15 protein-coding genes and 1 pseudogene are annotated in these 18426 nt (G+C 64.8%); 7 read left to right on the top strand and 9 right to left on the bottom strand.

Annotated elements, in window-relative coordinates; genetic code table 11:
• Positions 1-170: 170 nt before the first annotated feature.
• The 9 genes from dctM to rfbB all read right to left on the bottom strand — a co-directional run bounded on the left by dctM (position 171) and on the right by rfbB (position 10163).
• Positions 171-1454 carry a C4-dicarboxylate TRAP transporter large permease protein DctM gene (gene dctM / locus PVE35_RS23500; protein WP_268179572.1) on the bottom strand — a complete coding sequence of 428 codons (1284 nt, stop codon included), beginning with the start codon at positions 1452-1454 and terminating at the stop codon, positions 171-173.
• Positions 1454-2080, bottom strand: a complete 627-nt coding sequence (locus PVE35_RS23495) for a TRAP transporter small permease (protein ID WP_277373159.1) — start codon at positions 2078-2080, stop codon at positions 1454-1456. Before PVE35_RS23495 ends, dctM begins: the two co-directional genes overlap by 1 nt.
• A 132-nt stretch (positions 2081-2212) precedes the next feature.
• Positions 2213-3205, bottom strand: coding sequence for a C4-dicarboxylate TRAP substrate-binding protein DctP (dctP, locus tag PVE35_RS23490; RefSeq protein WP_277373158.1), 993 nt, complete (start codon positions 3203-3205; stop codon positions 2213-2215).
• A 314-nt stretch (positions 3206-3519) separates the two neighbouring features.
• Positions 3520-4905 (bottom strand): sigma-54 dependent transcriptional regulator, encoded by a 1386-nt coding sequence (locus tag PVE35_RS23485; RefSeq protein WP_277373157.1) that lies wholly within the window; start codon positions 4903-4905, stop codon positions 3520-3522.
• On the bottom strand, positions 4902-6716 hold the full coding sequence (locus PVE35_RS23480; RefSeq protein WP_277373156.1) for an ATP-binding protein: 1815 nt from the start codon (positions 6714-6716) through the stop codon (positions 4902-4904). The genes PVE35_RS23485 and PVE35_RS23480 overlap by 4 nt, the downstream gene beginning before the upstream one ends.
• A gap of 95 nt (positions 6717-6811) precedes the next feature.
• On the bottom strand, positions 6812-7675 hold the full coding sequence (gene rfbD, locus PVE35_RS23475; RefSeq protein ID WP_277373155.1) for a dTDP-4-dehydrorhamnose reductase: 864 nt from the start codon (positions 7673-7675) through the stop codon (positions 6812-6814).
• Positions 7672-8220 (bottom strand): dTDP-4-dehydrorhamnose 3,5-epimerase, encoded by a 549-nt coding sequence (rfbC, locus tag PVE35_RS23470; RefSeq protein ID WP_277373154.1) that lies wholly within the window; start codon positions 8218-8220, stop codon positions 7672-7674. Before rfbC ends, rfbD begins: the two co-directional genes overlap by 4 nt.
• A complete protein-coding gene (rfbA, locus tag PVE35_RS23465; protein WP_277373153.1) occupies positions 8217-9089 on the bottom strand; it encodes a glucose-1-phosphate thymidylyltransferase RfbA in 873 nt (290 codons plus the stop codon). The genes rfbC and rfbA overlap by 4 nt, the downstream gene beginning before the upstream one ends.
• Positions 9090-9101: 12 nt before the next feature.
• Positions 9102-10163 (bottom strand): dTDP-glucose 4,6-dehydratase, encoded by a 1062-nt coding sequence (gene rfbB, locus PVE35_RS23460; protein ID WP_277373152.1) that lies wholly within the window; start codon positions 10161-10163, stop codon positions 9102-9104.
• Between the two features lie 295 nt (positions 10164-10458).
• On the opposite strand from rfbB, the gene PVE35_RS23455 reads away from it, so the two are divergent.
• The 7 genes and pseudogenes from PVE35_RS23455 (at position 10459) to PVE35_RS23425 (ending at position 18301) form a co-directional block, all read left to right on the top strand.
• Positions 10459-11892 carry an undecaprenyl-phosphate glucose phosphotransferase gene (locus tag PVE35_RS23455; protein ID WP_277373151.1) on the top strand — a complete coding sequence of 478 codons (1434 nt, stop codon included), beginning with the start codon at positions 10459-10461 and terminating at the stop codon, positions 11890-11892.
• A gap of 2 nt (positions 11893-11894) precedes the next feature.
• Complete coding sequence (locus PVE35_RS23450; protein WP_268179552.1) at positions 11895-13352, top strand: mannose-1-phosphate guanylyltransferase/mannose-6-phosphate isomerase; 1458 nt, start codon at positions 11895-11897, stop codon at positions 13350-13352.
• Positions 13352-14263: a glycosyltransferase family 2 protein gene (locus PVE35_RS23445; RefSeq protein ID WP_277373150.1), complete on the top strand. Its 912-nt coding sequence runs from the start codon at positions 13352-13354 to the stop codon at positions 14261-14263. The genes PVE35_RS23450 and PVE35_RS23445 overlap by 1 nt, the downstream gene beginning before the upstream one ends.
• A 4-nt stretch (positions 14264-14267) precedes the next feature.
• Positions 14268-15110, top strand: a complete 843-nt coding sequence (locus tag PVE35_RS23440; protein ID WP_277373149.1) for a polysaccharide biosynthesis/export family protein — start codon at positions 14268-14270, stop codon at positions 15108-15110.
• 51 nt (positions 15111-15161) lie between these two features.
• Positions 15162-17120, top strand: a pseudogene (locus tag PVE35_RS23435) (lipopolysaccharide biosynthesis protein); the annotation flags it as partial.
• A 351-nt stretch (positions 17121-17471) separates the two neighbouring features.
• On the top strand, positions 17472-17807 hold the full coding sequence (locus tag PVE35_RS23430; RefSeq protein ID WP_268184407.1) for a cupin domain-containing protein: 336 nt from the start codon (positions 17472-17474) through the stop codon (positions 17805-17807).
• A gap of 134 nt (positions 17808-17941) precedes the next feature.
• Positions 17942-18301: a cupin domain-containing protein gene (locus PVE35_RS23425; RefSeq protein ID WP_277373148.1), complete on the top strand. Its 360-nt coding sequence runs from the start codon at positions 17942-17944 to the stop codon at positions 18299-18301.
• Positions 18302-18426 lie beyond the last annotated feature (125 nt).

The raw sequence follows: 18426 nt of genomic DNA, 5'->3' as shown, positions 1-18426 counted from the left end.
GAGTTTCTGCGCACACCGCAGCGGCGTCCAGAACACCAAAAAAGCCCACCCTCAGAACACAAACTTGCCAGCTCAGTATCAAGCCTACTCCCCGCCGCCCCCCACCCCATAAAAAAGCCCGGCACGAGGCCGGGCGCAATGGGTACCAGTGGTACCCGAAGCAGCGATGCTCAGTTCATCCCGAGCCAGTTCGGCAGGGCCATGGACACGGCCGGGATATAGGTAATGATCATCAGGAAACTGAGCAGCAGCATCAGCCACGGCATGGCGGCGCGGATCACTGCGGTCAGCGACATCCCGGTCACCGCCGAGGTGACGAACAGGTTCAGCCCCACCGGCGGCGTGATCAGACCGATCTCCATGTTCACCACCATGATGATGCCCAGGTGGATCGGATCGATGCCCAGTTGCATGGCGATCGGGAACAGGATCGGCGCCAGGATCAGGATGATCGCCGACGGCTCCATGAAGGCACCGGCCACCAGCAGCACGATGTTCACCACCAGCAGGAACTGCCAGGGCTGCAGGCCCAGCTCCACCACCCAGGCGGTGATCTGCTGCGGAATCTGCTCGGTGGTCAGCACGTGGGCGAAGAGCATGGCGTTGGCGATGATGAACATCAGCATGATGGTCAGCTTGCCGGACTCCAGCAGCACCTTCGGGCACTCGCGCCAGGTCAGATCCTTGTACACGAACAGGGCGACGAAGCCGGCGTACACGGCGGCCACGGCGGCCGCTTCGGTCGGGGTGAACATGCCGGTGTAGATGCCGCCGAGGATGATCACCATCAGCAGCAGGCCCCAGATCGCCTCACGGGCGGCGCGCAGCCACTCGCGGAAGCTGGCGCGCGGCAGGGCCGGCAGCTTCTTGATGCGCGCGACGATGTAGATCGCCACCATCAGCACCACGCCCAGCAGCACACCCGGAATCACCCCGGCCATGAACAGCTTGCCCACCGACTGCTCGGTGGCGGCGGCGTACACCACCATCACGATCGACGGCGGAATCAGGATGCCCAGGGTGCCGGCGTTACACACGATGCCGGCGCCGAACGCCTGCGGGTAACCGGAGCGCACCATGCCGGCGATGGCGATGGAGCCCACTGCAGCCACGGTAGCCGGCGAGGAGCCGGACAGCGCGGCGAACAGCATGCACGCCAGCACCGCGCCGATGGCCAGGCCGCCACGGATGTGGCCGACGCAGGCGTTGGCGAAGTCGATCAGGCGCTTGGCCACGCCACCGGTGGTCATGAAAGCGCCGGACAGCAGGAAGAACGGAATCGCCAGCAGGGTGTAGTGCTCGGAGGTCTCGAACAGCTTGATCGCCAGCGAGCGCACCGAGTCAGGGCTGAACAGCATGATGGTGATCGAACCGGCCAGACCGAGCGATGCGGCGATCGGCACGCCGATGAACATCAGCAGGAACAGCAGCAGGAAGAGGAACAGGACGGTCATTATTTGGCCTCCTCGTGCTCGTTGATTTTCAGCGCATCGGCGGCTTCGTCAGCCAGGCCGAGGCCGGTCTGCTCGTTGCGCAGGATGCGCACGAGGATTTCCAGGAAGCGGATGAACACCATGGCGTAGCCGAAGGGCACGATCATGCCGATATGCCATTGCTGGATGCCGTAGTGGCCGAGGTCTTCGGCGCCGATGCCGGCGATGAACAGGGTGCGCACCCAGTCGAAGCTGCCGACCGCGATCAGGCCGGCATAGCCCAGGCAGCACAGGCAGGCGATCACGCCGATGATGCGCTGGATGCCGCGCGGGGCGAGCTTGACCAGGGCGTCGACGCCGATATGGCCGGCAGTGCGCACGCCGTAGGCCAGGCCAAAGAAGATCAGCCAGCCGAACAGGGCCTTGGTCAGGGCGCTGCTCCAGGTCATGGCCTGGGCCGCTTCGAGGATGACATCGCCGATGCTCAGCAGGGTTTCGTTGCCCCCGAAGGTGTCACCCAGCCAGTAGAAAACGGTATAGAAATTGTTGAGGATCACGTAGGTGAAGGTGATCAGCGTCATGGCCGCCAGCAGAAAGGCGATGAAGCCTTCCTCGAAGTGCTCCCAGACGCGCCGCAAGGCGTTCATGGATGGTTCTCCCGAATGGAAAGGGCGTAGGGTGGGCCGAAGTGGCCCACCGTTTACAGCAGACGACGCCCATCGCGGGCATCATGGTGGGTCAGAGCCGTAGCGCTCTGCCCACCCTACGGCTCTCCGGCCTTATTGCTGGTTGGCGGCCTGGGCAGCCTTGATCAGGTCGGCACCGATCTCACCCTCGAACTTCTTCCACACCGGCTGCATGGCGGTACGCCATTCGTTGCGCTGCTCGGGCGTCAGGGTCAGGATCTCGGTGGTGCCGGCGTCCAGGATGCGCTGCTTGTCGCCCTGGTTCAGCGCATCGGCCTGCTTGTTCACCTCGACGGTGACCTCGGCGATGATCTTGTTCAGCTCGTCGCGTACGTCAGCCGGCAGACCGTCCCAGAACTTGGTGTTGGTAATCAGCATGTAGTCCAGCAGGCCGTGGTTGGACTCGGTGATGTACTTCTGCACTTCGTACATCTTCTGGCTGTAGATGTTCGAGTAGGGGTTCTCGGCACCGTTGACCACGCCAGTCTGCAGGCCCTGGTAGACCTCGGCGAAGCTCATCTTGCGCGGGTTGGCGCGCACGGCCTTGAACTGCTCTTCCAGTACGGCGGAAGCCTGTACACGGAATTTCAGACCACGGGCGTCCTTGGGCTCGAGCAGGGCCTTGTTGGCCGACAGTTGCTTGAGGCCGTTGTGCCAGTAGGCCAGGCCAGTGATGCCCTTGTCGGTCATGGAGTTCAGCAGTTTCTGACCTTCCGGGCCCTTCTGGAAGCGATCGACCGCTGCCATGTCGTCGAACAGGAACGGCAGGTCGAATACCTGCAGTTGCTTGGTGTACTGCTCGAACTTGGCCAGGGACGGGGCGATGATCTGCACGTCGCCGAGCAGCAGCGCTTCCATTTCCTTGCCGTCACCGAACAGCGAGGAGTTCGGGTAGACCTCGACCTTGACCTTGCCAGGCAGGCGTTCTTCGGCCAGTTGCTTGAACAGCATGGCACCCTGACCTTTCGGGGTGTGCTCGGCAACGACGTGGGAGAACTTGATGACAATCGGATCGGCGGCCTGGGCCATGCCGGCGATGGACAGGGACAGGGCGCAAGCCAGCGCCTTGGCAGTGGTTTTGAACATGCGGATGCTTCCTCTTGTTGTGTTTATCGCGTTGACGCCGGTGCGTCGCAACGAACGGACAAGAGCAAGTCTAGGCGGCTGAGGGAAAAACGCCGTCATTGGGCAGCGAGGCCTGGACTTGTACTTGTGGGTTCGCTTGAGGCTAGCTCAGAGCAACCCTTGTGCCAGAGTGCCATCGTGGTCACTACAGAAGCATGAAAGGCCCTGAAAAGACGCATACCTGCGCGCCTTCGGCCAATACGCGCAGGGCGCTGCGGCTGGCGGGCGCCGGTTCCGGTCGGTGAGGGGGGGAGGAAGTGGCGGTTTGCCGCCAATCAGTCGAATTCCTCTGGCGAGCTTCCGCCAGAACCGGAAAAGTTCAGGCCGTGCTTGCGCAGTTTGTCGTGCAGGGTCTTGCGTGGAATGCCCAGGGCCTCGGCCAGGCTGCGCAATGAACCGTGCGGACGGCTCAGCTCGCCGGCGATCAGGGCACGCTCGAAGGCCTCGACCTGTTCGCTCAGGCCACCTTGAACCGGCGGCAGGTTGGGCGCGTTGCTGTCCAGGGCCAGTTCCAGGCCCAGGGCGAAGCGTTCGGCGGCGTTCTGCAGCTCGCGCACGTTGCCCGGCCAGGGGTGGCGCAGCAGCAGGGCACGCTGGCCAGGTTGCAGCTCGCGTACCGGCAGGCCATGGCGGGCAGCCGCGCTTTCGCTGAAATGCTGGAACAGCAGCAGGGCATCTTCGCCGCGCTCGCGCAGCGGCGGAATGTTCAGCGGCGCGACGTTCAGGCGGTAGTATAGGTCGGCGCGGAAGCGGCCCTGGTCGGCGGCCTGGCGCAGGTCTTCCTTGGTCGCGGCTATGACGCGGATATCCAGGGGGATCAACTGGTTGCCGCCGAGGCGCTCGACCACCCGTTCCTGCAACAGGCGCAGCAGCTTGACCTGCACGTCCAGGCTCATGCTCTCGATCTCGTCGAGGAACAGGGTGCCGCCGTTGGCGAACTCGAACTTGCCGATGCGGCGTTTCTGCGCACCGGTGAAGGCGCCGGCCTCGTGGCCGAACAGCTCGCTTTCCACCACCGACTCGGCCAGGGCGCCGGCGTTGATGGCGACGAAGGGGCCATCGCGGCGGTTGGACAGGTCGTGCAGGGCGCGCGCCACCACCTCCTTGCCGGCGCCGGTTTCGCCGAGGATCAGCACGTCGGTGGCGATGCCAGCCAGCGCGCCGATCTGTTCGCGCAGGCGCTGCATCGCTGGGGATTGACCGACCAGGCGCCCGGCCAGTTGCTGGCGGTCGGTCAGGGCCATGCGCAGGCTGCGGTTGTCCAGCACCAGGCGGCGCAGGTCGAGGGCGCGGCGCACGCTGTCGAGCAGGGCGTCGTTGGCGAAGGGTTTTTCCAGAAAGTCGTAGGCGCCGGCGCGCATCGCCTGCACGGCCAGGGGCACGTCGCCGTGGCCTGTGATCAGCAGCACCGGCAGCTCGGTGTCCTGCTCGTGCAACTGCCGCAGCAGTTCCAGGCCATCGATGCCGGGCATGCGGATATCGCTGACCACCACGCCGGGCCAGCCAGCAGGAATGCGTTCGGCCAGGCCCTTGGCATCACCCAGGCTGAGCACCTTGAGCCCGGCCAGGTCGAGGGTCTGGCTGAGCGCCTGGCGCAGATGGGCGTCGTCGTCGATCAGCAGAACCTGGATACGGCTGTCGATGGCGCTATCGCTGGTCATGGCGAGGGATCCTCCGGGGGTTGCAGGTTGACGCCAGGGCTGGCCAGGCGCAGGCGCAGGGTGATCAACGCGCCGCCTTGTGCATGGTTGTCGAGCAGCAGCTCGCCGTCCAGGGCGCGCATCAGGCTTTCGCAGATGGCCAGACCAAGGCCCAGGCCCTGGGCGCTGGTCTTGGTGGTGAAGAAAGGCTCGCGGGCGCGCGCCAGCGATTCGGCGGAGAAGCCTGGGCCGTTGTCGCGCAGCAGCAGTTCGAGCTGCTCGTCCTGGGTGTGCGCGCTGATCCAGATGCGCCGTGGCGGCGCCTTGTCGACGAGGGCGTCGAGGGCGTTGGCCAGCAGGTTACCGAGCACCTGGCGCAGGCGCGTCTCGCCGGCCTGCACCCAGAGGGTGGCGTCCGGCAGGTCGCGGATCAGTTCCACGTCCATGGACCGGCGGCGCTTGGCCAGCAGCGCCAGGGCATCATCGAGCGCCGGTTGCAGGGCCACGCGCTCCGGGGCATGGCGGTCCCGCCGAGCGAAGGCGCGCAGGTGGGCGATGATCGAGGCCATGCGCTCGGTCAGCTCGCGGATCAGGCCGAGGTTGGCGCGCACGTCCTCGCTGCGTTGATGGTCGAGCAGGGTGGTGGCGTTCTCCGCATAGCTGCGGATCGCCGCCAGCGGCTGGTTGAGCTCGTGGCTGATGCTGGCGCTCATGGTGCCCAGGGCCGAGAGCTTGCCGGCCTGCACCAGCTCGTCCTGGGCACGCACCAGCTCCTGCTGGGCCTGCTCGCGCTCCAGCACTTCCTGCTTGAGGCGGCTGTTGAGCAGCTCGAGGTCGTGGGTGCGTTCGGCCACGCGCTGTTCCAGCTCGGCCTTGGCGCGGCTGTCGAGGGCGATGCGTTCGAGGTAGTGGCGGCGCCGCTGCATCAGCAGGCCGAGCAGCAGCAACAGCACCAGCAGCGCCGTGGCGCCCACCGCCACGGCGCTGCGCACCGGGCGGTCGAGGAGAATGCGCGGGGCGAGGATGTTCACCGTCCAGCCGGTTTCCTCCAGCACCCGGCTTTGCACCAGCCAGGCGCTCGGGTCGAGATCCAGCGCCGGTGGCGCCTGGGTCGGGTAGGGCTGGTTGGCGGCGATGGCGGCCTGTTCCACGCGATCCAGTGGGCGGCTGGCATGAAAGCGCCAGTCGGGGCGCGAGGTGAGGATCACCACGCCGTTGGTGTCGGTCACCAGCAGTTGTTCGGGGGTGTTGCCCCACAGCGTCTCGGTGTGGTCGAGGTCGACCTTGACCACCAGCGCGCCGATGTTGCGCTCGTCTTCGCGTACCGGGTAGGCGAAGTAGTAGCCGCGCTTGCCCGAGGTGGTGCCGAGGCCGAAGAAACGCCCCAGGCGCCCGGCCAGGGCTTCGCGAAAATAAGGGCGGAAGGCGAAATTGCCGGCGACGAAACTGTCGGGTTTGTCCCAGTTGGAGGCGGCCAGGGTGACGCCACGGCTGTTCATCAGGTAGATGACGTCGGCACCGGTCTGTACCCGTGTGCGGGCCAGCAGGCGGTTGGCGCCGTCGAGGATGGCGGGATCATCCGGTTCGTGAAGCGCCGCGCGCACCCCAGGCAGGTCACCGAGAATCTGCGGCAGCACCTCGTAGCGGCGCAGGGTGCCCAGCAGGTTGGCGACGTACAGGTCGAGAGTCTGGCGGTTCTGCTCGATCAGTACGCCGCGGTAATAGCGCTCGGCCAGGTAGTGCACCGGCCACAACAGCGGCGCGAGCAGCAGCGCCAGGAGCAGCAGGCTGCGCCAGCGGGGGCGACGTAAGGTGGAAGGAGCAATGGTCATGGAGCGAGGACGGGCGCCGAGATGATCGGCGCATTATGCACATTCCCGCCCGCTCTGCTGCCGTTTCGCGCGTAAACGGCAGCAGGCCCGTGCCTTCAGTCCTGGCGCGCCAGGCAGGCGTCCAGCGCCTGCTCCCAAGGCGGCAGGCTCACCTGCCAGGCTTGCGCCAGTCGTTCGCCATCCAGGCGCGAGTTGAGCGGTCGTTGCGCAGGCGTGGGGTATTCGCTGGAGGGAATCGGCAGCAGCTCGGCACAGCGCTTGCCCTCGGCGCGTAGGCGTTCCGCGATGGCGCTGGCGAAGCCGAACCAACTGGTCTGGCCCTGGCAGGTCAGGTGATAGGTGCCCCAGTGGTAGCGGCCCTGCTGCCACTTGTCGATCAGCTCGGCCGTGGCGCTGGCGATGCTGCCGGCCCAGGTGGGCGCGCCGATCTGGTCGTCCACCACCTTGAGCTGCTCGCGCTCCTGCAGCAGGCGTTGCATGGTCAGCAGGAAGTTGCGCCCGTGCCGTGAGTAGACCCAGCTGGTACGCAGGATCAGGTGATCACAGCCGCTGATGCGCAGGGCCTGCTCGCCGGCCGCCTTGCTGGCGCCATAGACGCCCAGCGGGTGCGGTGTGTCGGCCTCGCGGTAGGGGGTGGCCTTGCTGCCGTCGAAGACGTAGTCGGTGGAGTAGTGAATCAGCGGAATGTCCAGCTCGAAGCAGGCATCGGCCATGGCGCCTGGCGCCTCGGCGTTGATGGTGAAGGCCAGCTCGCGCTCCTGCTCGGCCTGGTCGACGGCGGTATAGGCGGCCGCGTTGATGACCAGTGCCGGACGCTCGCGGAGGATGACCTCGCCCAGGCGCTGTGGCTGGGCCAGGTCGAAATCGGCACGGCCCAGGCTGAGCAGCTCATGGCCGGCGAGCGCACGCTGCAGCTCGCGGGCGACCTGGCCGGTATGGCCGGTGATGAGAATCTTCATGGGAAGGTGTCGGCCTCCTCGAATGGCATGCCCTGCTGATCCTTGGCTGACAGTTGCGGCGTCTGCCCGGCCAGCGGCCAGGCGATGGCCAGGTGCGGGTCGTCCCAGCGGATGCAGCGTTCGTGGGCGGGGGCGTAATAGTCGGTGGTCTTGTAGAGGAACTCGGCATGCTCGCTGAGCACCAGAAAACCGTGCGCGAAGCCTGCCGGAATCCAGAGCTGGCGCTTGTTCTCGGCGGACAGGTGGACGCCGACCCATTTGCCGAAGTGCGCCGAGCCGCGACGCAGGTCGACGGCGACGTCATACACCTCGCCGGCAGTCACCCGCACCAGCTTGCCCTGCGCCTGCTGCACCTGGTAGTGCAGGCCACGCAGCACGCCGCGCGCCGAACGCGAGTGGTTGTCCTGGACGAACTCGCCGTGCACGCCAGTCAGTTCGGCGAAGCGCCGCGCGTTGAAGCTCTCGTAGAAGAAGCCGCGCTCGTCGCCGAACACCTGGGGCTCGATGATCAGCACGTCGGGCAGGTCGGTGGCGATGATCTTCATGCATGTCCCTCGGCGAGTTTGTACAGGTATTGGCCATAGCCGGTCTTGCCGAAGGCCTTGGCCTGGCTCAACAGGCGCGTGTGGTCGATCCAGCCCTGCTGGTAGGCGATTTCCTCAAGACAGGCGATCTTCAGACCCTGGCGCTTCTCCACGGTCTGCACATATTGCGAGGCGTCGAGCAGGCTGTCGTGGGTGCCGGTGTCGAGCCAGGCGAAGCCGCGGCCGAAACGCTCGACGCGCAGGTCGCCACGGGCCAGGTAGGCGTTGTTGACATCGGTGATCTCCAGCTCGCCGCGTGGCGAGGGCTTGACCGCCTTGGCGATGCGCACCACGTCGTTGTCGTAGAAGTACAGGCCGGTGACGGCGTAGCTGGATTTCGGCTGCGCCGGTTTTTCCTCGATGGACAGGGCATTGCCGGCGGCATCGAACTCCACCACGCCGAAGCGCTCGGGGTCGCTGACCCAGTAGCCGAACACCGTGGCGCCGCTGGGCTGGCTGGCGGCACGCAGCAGCTTCTCGGTGAAGTGCTGACCATGGAAGATGTTGTCGCCGAGGATCAGGCACACCGGGTCGCTGCCGATGAACGCCTCGCCGATCAGGAAGGCCTGGGCCAGGCCGTCCGGCGAGGGTTGCTCGGCGTACTGCAGGCGAACACCGAACTGGCTGCCGTCGCCGAGCATCTTGGCGAAGTTGGGCAGATCCTCGGGAGTGGAGATGATCAGGATGTCGCGGATGCCGGTGAGCATCAGCACCGACAGCGGGTAGTAGATCATCGGCTTGTCGTAGATCGGCAGCAGTTGCTTGGATACGCCAAGGGTGATGGGGTGCAGACGGGTACCGGAACCTCCGGCGAGGATGATGCCTTTCATGGCGGGCGTTCCTTAAACGGTGCCGAGTCGTTGGCCCTGGTAGCTGCCATCTTGAACGTGGCGGCACCAGTCGAGGTTGTGCAGATACCAGAGCACGGTCTTGCGCAAGCCGCTGGCGAAGGTTTCCTGCGGTACCCAGCCCAGTTCGCGTTCGATCTTGCTGGCATCGATAGCGTAGCGCAGGTCATGGCCGGGGCGATCCTTGACGTAGCTGATCAGGTCTTCGTAGCGGCTGACTCCTGCCGGCTTCTCGGGTGCCAGCTCTTCCAGCAGGGCGCAGATGGCCTTCACCACGTCGAGGTTCTTCTGCTCGTTGTGCCCGCCGATGTTGTAGGTCTCGCCCACCTTGCCGGCGCTGACCACCCTGAGCAGGGCGCGTGCGTGATCCTCCACGTACAGCCAGTCGCGCACCTGCTGGCCGTTGCCATAGACCGGCAGTGGTTTGCCCGCCAGGGCGTTGAGGATCATCAGCGGGATCAGCTTCTCGGGGAAATGGTAGGGGCCATAGTTGTTCGAGCAGTTGGTGATCAGCACCGGCAGGCCATAGGTGCGTTGCCAGGCACGCACCAGGTGGTCGGAAGCGGCCTTGCTCGCCGAGTAGGGCGAGCTGGGAGCGTAGGGCGTGGTCTCGGTGAACAGGTCGTCTGCACCGTGCAGGTCGCCGTACACCTCGTCGGTGGATATGTGGTGGAAGCGGAAGGCGGCCTTGCGTTCGCCGTCCAGCCCCAGCCAGTAGGCGCGGGTGCTTTCCAGCAGGGCGTAGGTGCCGACGATGTTGGTCTGGATGAAGGCGGCCGGGCCGTCGATGGAGCGGTCGACATGGGATTCGGCGGCCAGGTGCATGATCGCCTCCGGCTGGAACTCGGCCAGTGTCTGCGCGACCACGGAGCTGTCGGCGATGTCGGCCTGGACGAAGCGGTAGCGCGGATGGCCGGATACTTGCAGCAGTGATTCGAGATTGCCGGCGTAGGTCAGCTTGTCCAGGTTGAGTACCTCGTGCTCGGTGTCCTGAATCAGGTGACGAACCAGTGCCGAACCGATGAAGCCGGCACCGCCGGTGATCAAGATGCGCATGCTGAGCCTTTCGCTTAAGGGGTGAATGGGTCTGGGTGCCAATCATAGGCCAGATGGGCGCTTGCGCCGAGCGCTCAGGGCATGGCGACATGAGATATGTCGCTGGTTTTATGGCGCCATGAATTAACTGTGCTATTGGTTAAGTAGAATATTGAAATGCCACTATAAAAATGGTTTAGTCGCGCCATGGTTGTTTCGACGAAATTCTGTCGTTGTGGCGAAATGCGAATTATGACTGTCTTTTTTCTGACGTCTCGTGGATTCGAGTCGCAAGTCACGGCGGGGTAGTGGTTTCATGCGTCAGCTGTCAGGTGGTAGTTCATTGCTGGCGCGTCCTGGCTTCATCGAATATTTCCTGGCTGGCTGTCGGCTGTTGCATGGCCTGACGGCGGCATTACCGGGATTGCTGTTGCTGTTGTGGTTGTCCGAAGAGCCGGCGCTGACCCATAGCTATGCGGCGGTACTGCTGTTCTTCAGCGTACTGACGGTAATGATGTTTCAGGCGCTCGGCGTCTACTCGGATGAGATTTTCAGCAACCTGCTGCGTTTTCGGGTGATGTTCTTCGCCTGGTCGGCTGCGTTCTGTCTGATGTTGTTCATGCACCAGGCGCTGTCGATGTTCAATTTCATGCAGTGGTACTACCTGAGCTTCTGGTTCCTGGCCAGTTTCATGGCGTTCGTCGCCGAGCGCCTGCTGATTCTGACGCTGTACCGCTACTGGATGAGCACGGGGCAGTACCTGCAGGCTACAGTGATTCTCGGCGCGACCGATAACGGTGTGCGCCTGGCGGAATTCATGTCGCGCCATCGCGATGTGCGCTCGGGGTTGATCGGTTTCATCGACGATCGTATCGGGCGTTTGCCCGAGCGCGTGGCGGGGCTGCCATTGCTGGGCAACAGCCGTGAGCTGGAGCGCCTGGTGCGCGAGGAGCGCATCACTCAGGTGCTGGTGGCCTTGCCCTGGTCTGCGGAAAGCCGTATCGGCCAGATCGTGCGGGAGTTGCGCAGGTTGCCGGTGAATGTGTTGCTGGTGCCGGACATGCTGGCGTTCCGGCACGCGCGCAATCGCATCACCGAGGTGGCTGGGCTGCCGATGTTCAACGTGTCCGAACGGCCGCTCGATGGCTGGTCGCCACTGATCAAGCGTCTGGAGGATCTGTGTCTGGCTTCTCTGGCGCTGATGCTGGCATTGCCCGTGATGACTCTGGTCGCTCTGGCGATCAAGCTCGACTCACCTGGGCCCGTGCTGTTCCGGCAGAAACGCTATGGTTACAACAACAAATTGATCGAAGTGTTCAAGTTCCGCTCGATGTATTGCGACAAGGCCGATGCCAATGCCGAGCGCCAGACCACGCGTGGCGATGATCGCATCACCCGGGTCGGGCGTTTCATTCGCAAGACCAGCCTGGACGAGCTGCCGCAGCTATTCAACGTGCTGCTCGGCAGCATGTCCATGGTCGGCCCCAGGCCTCATGCCACGGCGACCAAGGCGGCAGGCATCCTCTTCGAGGATGCGGTCAAGGAGTACACCGCGCGCCATCGGGTCAAGCCGGGCATCACCGGGTGGGCGCAGATCAACGGCTATCGTGGCGAGACCGATACGCTGGAGAAGATCGAGAAGCGCGTCGAGTTCGACCTGCAATACATCGAGAACTGGTCGGTCTGGTTCGACCTTTACATCCTGTTCCGCACCCTGCCGGCGGTTCTGCTCACGCGAGAGGCTTATTGACCATGACTGCCCTGATTCCCTGCATCATCGCCGGTGGCGCGGGAACCCGTCTGTGGCCGGTTTCGCGGGAGGCCATGCCGAAACCCTTCATGCGTCTGGCCGATGGCCGCAGCCTGTTGCAGAAGACCTTCGAGCGGGTCGCCGCCTTGCCCGACGTCAGCCAGTTGCTCAGCGTGATCAACCGCGAGCTGCTGTTTCGCACGCTCGACGACTATCGCGTGCTCAAGCTGCAGTGCCGGGGGCTGGACTTCCTTCTGGAACCCATGGGGCGCAATACCGCTCCGGCCATCGCTGCGGCGGCCCTGCACGTGCTCGAACAGCATGGCGAAGACGCCCAGTTGCTGGTGCTGCCGGCCGATCACCTGATTCGTGACCAGGCCGCCTTCAGCGCCGCCGTGGAGCAGGCACGAGCCCTGGCCGCAGCCGGCTGGCTGGTGACCTTCGGCATTCGCCCGGATCATGCCGAGACCGGCTATGGTTACATCCGCCAGGGCGAAGCCCTGGAGCACGGCGGCCTGCGCGTGGCCAGTTTCGTCGAGAAGCCGGATCTGGCCACCGCCCAGGCCTACCTCGACGGCGGTCAGCATCTGTGGAATGCCGGTATGTTCTGCTTCCGTGCCGATGTGCTGCTGCGCGAACTGCGCGAGCATGCCGCCGAGGTGGTGGAGGGCGTGGAGCGCTGCCTGGCTGCCAGTACCTCGACGACCGGCAAGCTGGGCGTGCAGTGCGAGCTGGATGCCGAACGTTTTGCCCAGGTGACCGATATTTCCATCGACTATGCCCTGATGGAGCGCTCGAACAAGGTAGCCGTGGTGCCCTGCGACCTGGGCTGGAGCGATATCGGTTCGTGGCAGGCACTGCGTGAGTTGAGCCCGGCCGATGCCAATGGCAACCAGATCCGTGGCGAGGCGGTGCTGCACAACGTGCAGGGCTGCTACATCGATTCGCCCAAGCGCATGGTCGGTGCTGTCGGCGTGCGTGACCTGGTGGTGGTGGACACCCCCGACGCCCTGCTGATCGCCGATGCCAACAACACCCAGGACGTCAAGTACGTCGCCCAGGAGCTCAAGAAGCGCGGCCACGAGGCCTATCGCCTGCACCGCACGGTCACCCGCCCCTGGGGCACCTACACCGTGCTCGAGGAAGGCTCGCGTTTCAAGATCAAGCGCATCATGGTGCGCCCTGGCGAATCCCTGTCGCTGCAGATGCACCACCACCGCAGCGAGCACTGGATAGTCGTCAGCGGCATGGCGCGGGTGGTCAATGGCGAGCGCGACTTTCTGCTCAACACCAACGAGTCCACCTTCATTCCTGCCGGGCACAGCCATCGCCTGGTCAACCCCGGGGTGATCGACCTGGTGATGATCGAGGTGCAGAGCGGCGAGTACCTGGGCGAGGATGACATCGTCCGCTTCACCGACATCTACGGCCGTGCGCCGGCCAGCGAGCCCAAGACCTGATGCGTGTGGCTCTGATCATTCCGACCCGCAATGCCGGTGCGCACCTCGACCGGCTGTTGCCGGCGCTCGCCGAGCAGACCCTGCAGGCGGACGAATTCCTGGTGGTCGACAGCGCCTCGCATGACGATACCGTGGCGCGCATGCGCGCTGCCGGTGCGCGGGTCGAGGTGATCGAGCCGAGCCAGTTCAACCATGGCGGCACGCGACGCTGGGCCAGCCAGCAGGTGCAGGCCGACGTGTTGATCTACCTGACCCAGGACGCCATTCCGGCCAACCCGCAGAGCTTTGCCCGCCTGCTGGCGAACCTGCTCAGCGAGCCGGACATCGGCGTCGCCTATGGCCGCCAGTTACCACACGCGGATGCCGGTTTGCTGGGCGCGCAGGCGCGGCGCTTCAACTACCCGTCGCAGTCGCGTACCAAGCGCCTGGCCGATGCCGCCGAACTGGGCATCAAGACCTGTTTCAGCTCCGACTCCTTCGCCGCCTATCGGCGCGAGGCGCTGGAAGCCGTGGGCGGCTTTCCCGAGGACGTGATCGGCAGCGAGGATGCCTACGTCGCAGCGCGCCTGCTGCTGGCCGGTCATGCGGTGCGCTACGCCGCCGATGCCGAGGTGCGGCACTCGCACGATTATCGCGTGCTCGACGAGTTTCGCCGCTATTTCGACATCGGCGTGTTCTATGGTCGCGAGCGCTGGATCGGCCAGGCCTTCGGCGCTGCCGGTGGCGAAGGCCTGCGCTACGTCAAGGCAGAGCTGCGAACCTTGCAGGGCGCCGGTGCCCTATGGCGCATTCCCGAGGTGTTGTTGCGTACCGCGTGCAAACTGCTGGGCTATCGTCTCGGTCATCTCGAAGCCCATCTGCCATGCTCCATCAAGCGTCGTCTCAGCATGTTTTCCACTTACTGGACCTAGACCCATGTTCGCTCATACCAAGAAGTCATTCGTTCAGTCCTCTGTCGTCGTCGCCTTGCTGGCATTGCTGCTGGTCGGTTGCAGCACGCCGGCGCGGGTACACCTGCCCGACGACGAGGCGCTCAAGCAGCGCCACCAGGAAATCTACAAGCTGGCCGACCTGCCGCCACCGCAGGTACGCATCCAGAGTGGCGACACCCTGCGCATCGTGCGTGACGCTCAGGAGCCCTCCGAGAAGGACGACATGACCCTGTTCGTGGTACGCCCGGACGGCTACTTCTCCATGCCCTACGTGGGCCTGATAAAAGCCGACGGGCGTACCCCCGAGGACGTGGCCAAGGAGGTCACCAGCAAGCTGAGCAAGATCTACCGCCGCCCCAACGCCACGGTGAACATCGCCATCGCGCCGAGCAACAAGGTGTTCATCGGTGGCGCGGTGCCCAATGCGGCCTTCTTCGACCTGGTCGGCCACGCCACGCTGGAGCAGGTGCTGCTGGCTTCCGGCGGCGTGCTGCCCTCGGCCGACAGCGACAATATCGCCCTGCTGCGCGCGGGTGACGACGGCAAGTACAAGATGTATTTCTTCAGCCTGGCCTCGCTGCTGCAGGACAAGGACAGGCCGATGATCGCCATGCAGCGTGGCGATCTCATCTACGTGCCGCAGTCGGGGATCGGCAGCACCGTCGAGGCGGTGGACATGTATTTCACGCGGCTCTTCCCGATCAACAAGGGGATCGGGGTCGGGTTCAACTATGACCTGAACGGTACGCGGGTGAAGAACAGCGGTAACACCACCAACATCGAAAACACCAGCATTGGTCCAGTTGATTCAATAAGTATCCCGTAATGCCAACCTACCGAAATACTCCTCAACTTCCGCACTTTCGTGGAGAGATTGATGCTTGAGATTCGCTCTTTCCGCGACCTGCTGCGCCTGTTCTTTATCTTCCGCAGGGAGTTCCAGCTCGCGGTGATCGCCACCGTGGTGGTGGCCGTGCTCGGCGCTTTCCTGCTGCCGACCCAGTACGAGTCCACCGCGCGCATGCTGGTCAAGCCTGGGCGTTACAACGCCACCATGCCGATCGACGCCACTGGTCGAGCCGCGCTGATCGCTCCCAGCACGCAACGCGATCCGGTGGTCGACGAAGAGAAGCTGCTCACCGGCCGGCCCATCGTGCACATGGTCGCCGAGCGCTATCTGGAGCTGATGGCCAACTACCGCCCGGAAGGCTTCTGGAAGACGGTCAAGTTCCATGTCGGTGCGGCGGTCAATGCCGTCATCGAAGCGTTGCGTAGCGTGCTGCAGGTGCTGGGGCTGGTGGAGGCGCAGACGCCCGTGGAGCGCCTGGCCAAGAAGCTGGAGAAGAACTTCAGCGTCGGCCACGAGCCGGGCTCGGCGGTCATGGAGGTCAGCTTCACCTGGAACGACCCCTATATCGCCCAGCAGGTGGTGCAGACCTGGATCGACGCCTACCTCGAGGAGCGCACCCGTGCCCTGGGCCGCGACAGCCTGTACTCCTTCTATGAGGGTGAGCGTGACAAGGTCGGCGAACAGATCGACAGCCTCAAGCACGCCTTGCGCGACCGTCTGCAGAAGGTCAATGCCATCAGCGTGCAGGAGCGTCTGGAAAACCTCACCAACCAGATCAACCGGCTCTCCGATGCGCGTGCTGAGAAGCTCAACGAACAGGCGGGGATCGCCACCTTCCTGGCCGATGCACGCCAACAGCTCAAGCGCCAACCCAAAGAGCTGGTCACCAGCCGCGAGATCAGCCTAAATCCCAATCAGCTCGACCTGCATCGCCGCTTGAATGCGCTGGAGGAGCAGCGTTCCAGCCTGCTGCGCACCTTCATGCCCGATGCCCCGCCGGTGCGCGAGGTGGAGCAGAGCATCGAGCAGATGCAGGCCCTGATCGCCAAACAGGCCGAGCGCATTGAGCGTTCGCAGAACCTGGAACCCAACAGCATCGCCACCAACCTGCGCCAGCAGATCGTCGACGCCGAGTTGCGTGAACGCCGGTTGGCCGGGCAGATCAAGGACTATGCCGAGCAACTGGCGGCCCTGCGTGCCGAGCGCCTGAAGGTGATGAGCGACGAGCCGGAAATCAACCGCTTGCTGCTGGAGCTGGACAACGCCGAGAAGAGCTTCAGCCTCTACGGCGAGAACCTGGAAAAGGCCCGCATCGACCAGGCCCTGGATCGCAGCCAGATCAGCAATATCGCCTTGCTCGAAGCGGCCACGCTCAACCCTTCGCGGGTCTTTCCCAAGAGCCTGCTGATTCTCGCCCTGGCGCTGCCGCTGGGCCTGGCGGTGGGGCTGCTGACGCTGTACCTGTGCTTCTTGCTCGACCAGCGCATCCACGATGGCGCGCGCGTCGAGGAGGTGTTCAAGGTGCCGCTGTGGACCACCTTGCAGCACCTCGGGCCGCGCCCCTGGAAGATCGTCAGCGCCTTCACCGCCAGCATCTACCGGCTCTACAGCCAGTTGCCCCTGGAGCGCATCGAGCGCGAAGGCCTGACCCTGGCGCTGACCTCGGCGCGGCCGGGGGAGGGCGTGCGCTTCGTCAGCGAGCACCTGGGGCAGTTGCTCATCGAGCGCGGCCATGCCGTGCGTTTCGACGGCAGCGAGCCGGCTCGCCCCGGTGAAGTGGTGCTGCTCAATGCGTCCTCCTTGCTGAGCAATCAGGATGCCTTCCTGGCCATGCGCCGCGCCGATCTGATCGCCCTGGTGGTGGAAGCCAAGACCAGCACCATCCCGGTGGTGCAGAACGCCTTGTCGGTACTCAACACGGCATTCGGCAAGATCGACGGCATCATCCTCAACAAACGCCGTTTCGAGGTGCCGGCGCGCCTGCTCAATCTGCTCGCCGGCGGCCGCGTGCTGCCCGAGCCGGCGTCCGTTGCGCCAGCGCCCGAGGCAGCGAGCCAGCCACCACTGCTGACCGAGCGGACACAGGCGCCGGCAGCGGCTGCCGCGCCTGTCGCGACCCCGGCCCCCATAGCGGTCGCCACGCCTGAACCCGTCGTTACGCCTGAACCCTCAGCCGCGCCGCAAGCGGCCTCGGCACCTGCCAGCGTGCCAGGCAGTCCGCTGCCGCCGCTGGTCAGCACCACGGCCGGCCTCGTGGCGCATCCGCCGGCTCGCGTCACTTCTGCTCAGCCACAGAGCGCGCCTGCGCCGGCTCGCCCGCTGGCGGCCGAGCCGGCCATGCTGGTCGATGCCCCCAGCCAGGTGCATGGCTGGGGCAGCAACCGCCTGATCGAGCAAACGCCGCTGCACAGCGTGCTGCTGGTCGAGCTCAAGCCGGGAGCGCTGATTCCCGCGCATTACCATGCGCACCGCAGCAAGCACCTGCTGATGCTTTCCGGGATATTGCAGGTCGAGATCGACGGCCAGGTACAGCGCCTGCGTGAGGGCGATGGCATCGATATCGCCATGGAGCAGGTGCATGCGCTGAGCAATGCGGGTGTTTCCCCGGCGACCTTCTTCGAGGTGCGCCTGGGTGAGTTCCTCGCCGACGAGGATTGCGTTTTCGTTCAATGAGGCGGGCAGACGGCCGATGATGTCATCATCGGCCTTGCCAGCCAGACGCTGCATAGCGTGAGATAACCGCGGCCAGGGCGCAGAGACCGTCCTGCCAACCACGACAACATTTGACCGACAAGGAACAGCAAAAGATGTCCAACGAATTCTTCCACCCCGCCAGCACCTCTCCCAAAGGCCTTTGCCAGTACCCATGGGGCACCAGTCAGGCACTGGAGGAGTCGCCGCGTCACTGCCTGGTCAAGGTGACCATCGCACCGGGCCATGGGCTGCCCGCGCACTACCACCAGCACCGTAGCAAGCGCCTGCTGGTGCTGTCCGGCATTCTCCACGTCGACATCGACGGCCAGGTGCATCGCCTGCGCAGCGGCGAGGGGCTGAACGTGGCCCTGGAGCAGGTGCACGCGATGAACAACCCGAGCGTGGCCCCGGTGCAGTTCTACGAAGTGCAGAGCGGTGATTATTTCGGTGCGGAAGACGTGACCTACGTCTGAGTGCCGTCGCCTCGGCGCCCTGGTCTGACCGGGCGCTCGCGGCCTGAATCGATACCACCTGTGCCAGGAGCTCTGCATGATCGGATCGCTACCCTGCCACGGCCCTGTCGAACAGTCTGATGACT

The sequence above is a fragment of the Pseudomonas sp. AA-38 genome (assembly GCF_029457475.1).
Classification (GTDB): Bacteria; Pseudomonadota; Gammaproteobacteria; order Pseudomonadales; family Pseudomonadaceae; genus Aquipseudomonas.
This window is presented reverse-complemented; position numbering and strand designations above follow the sequence as displayed.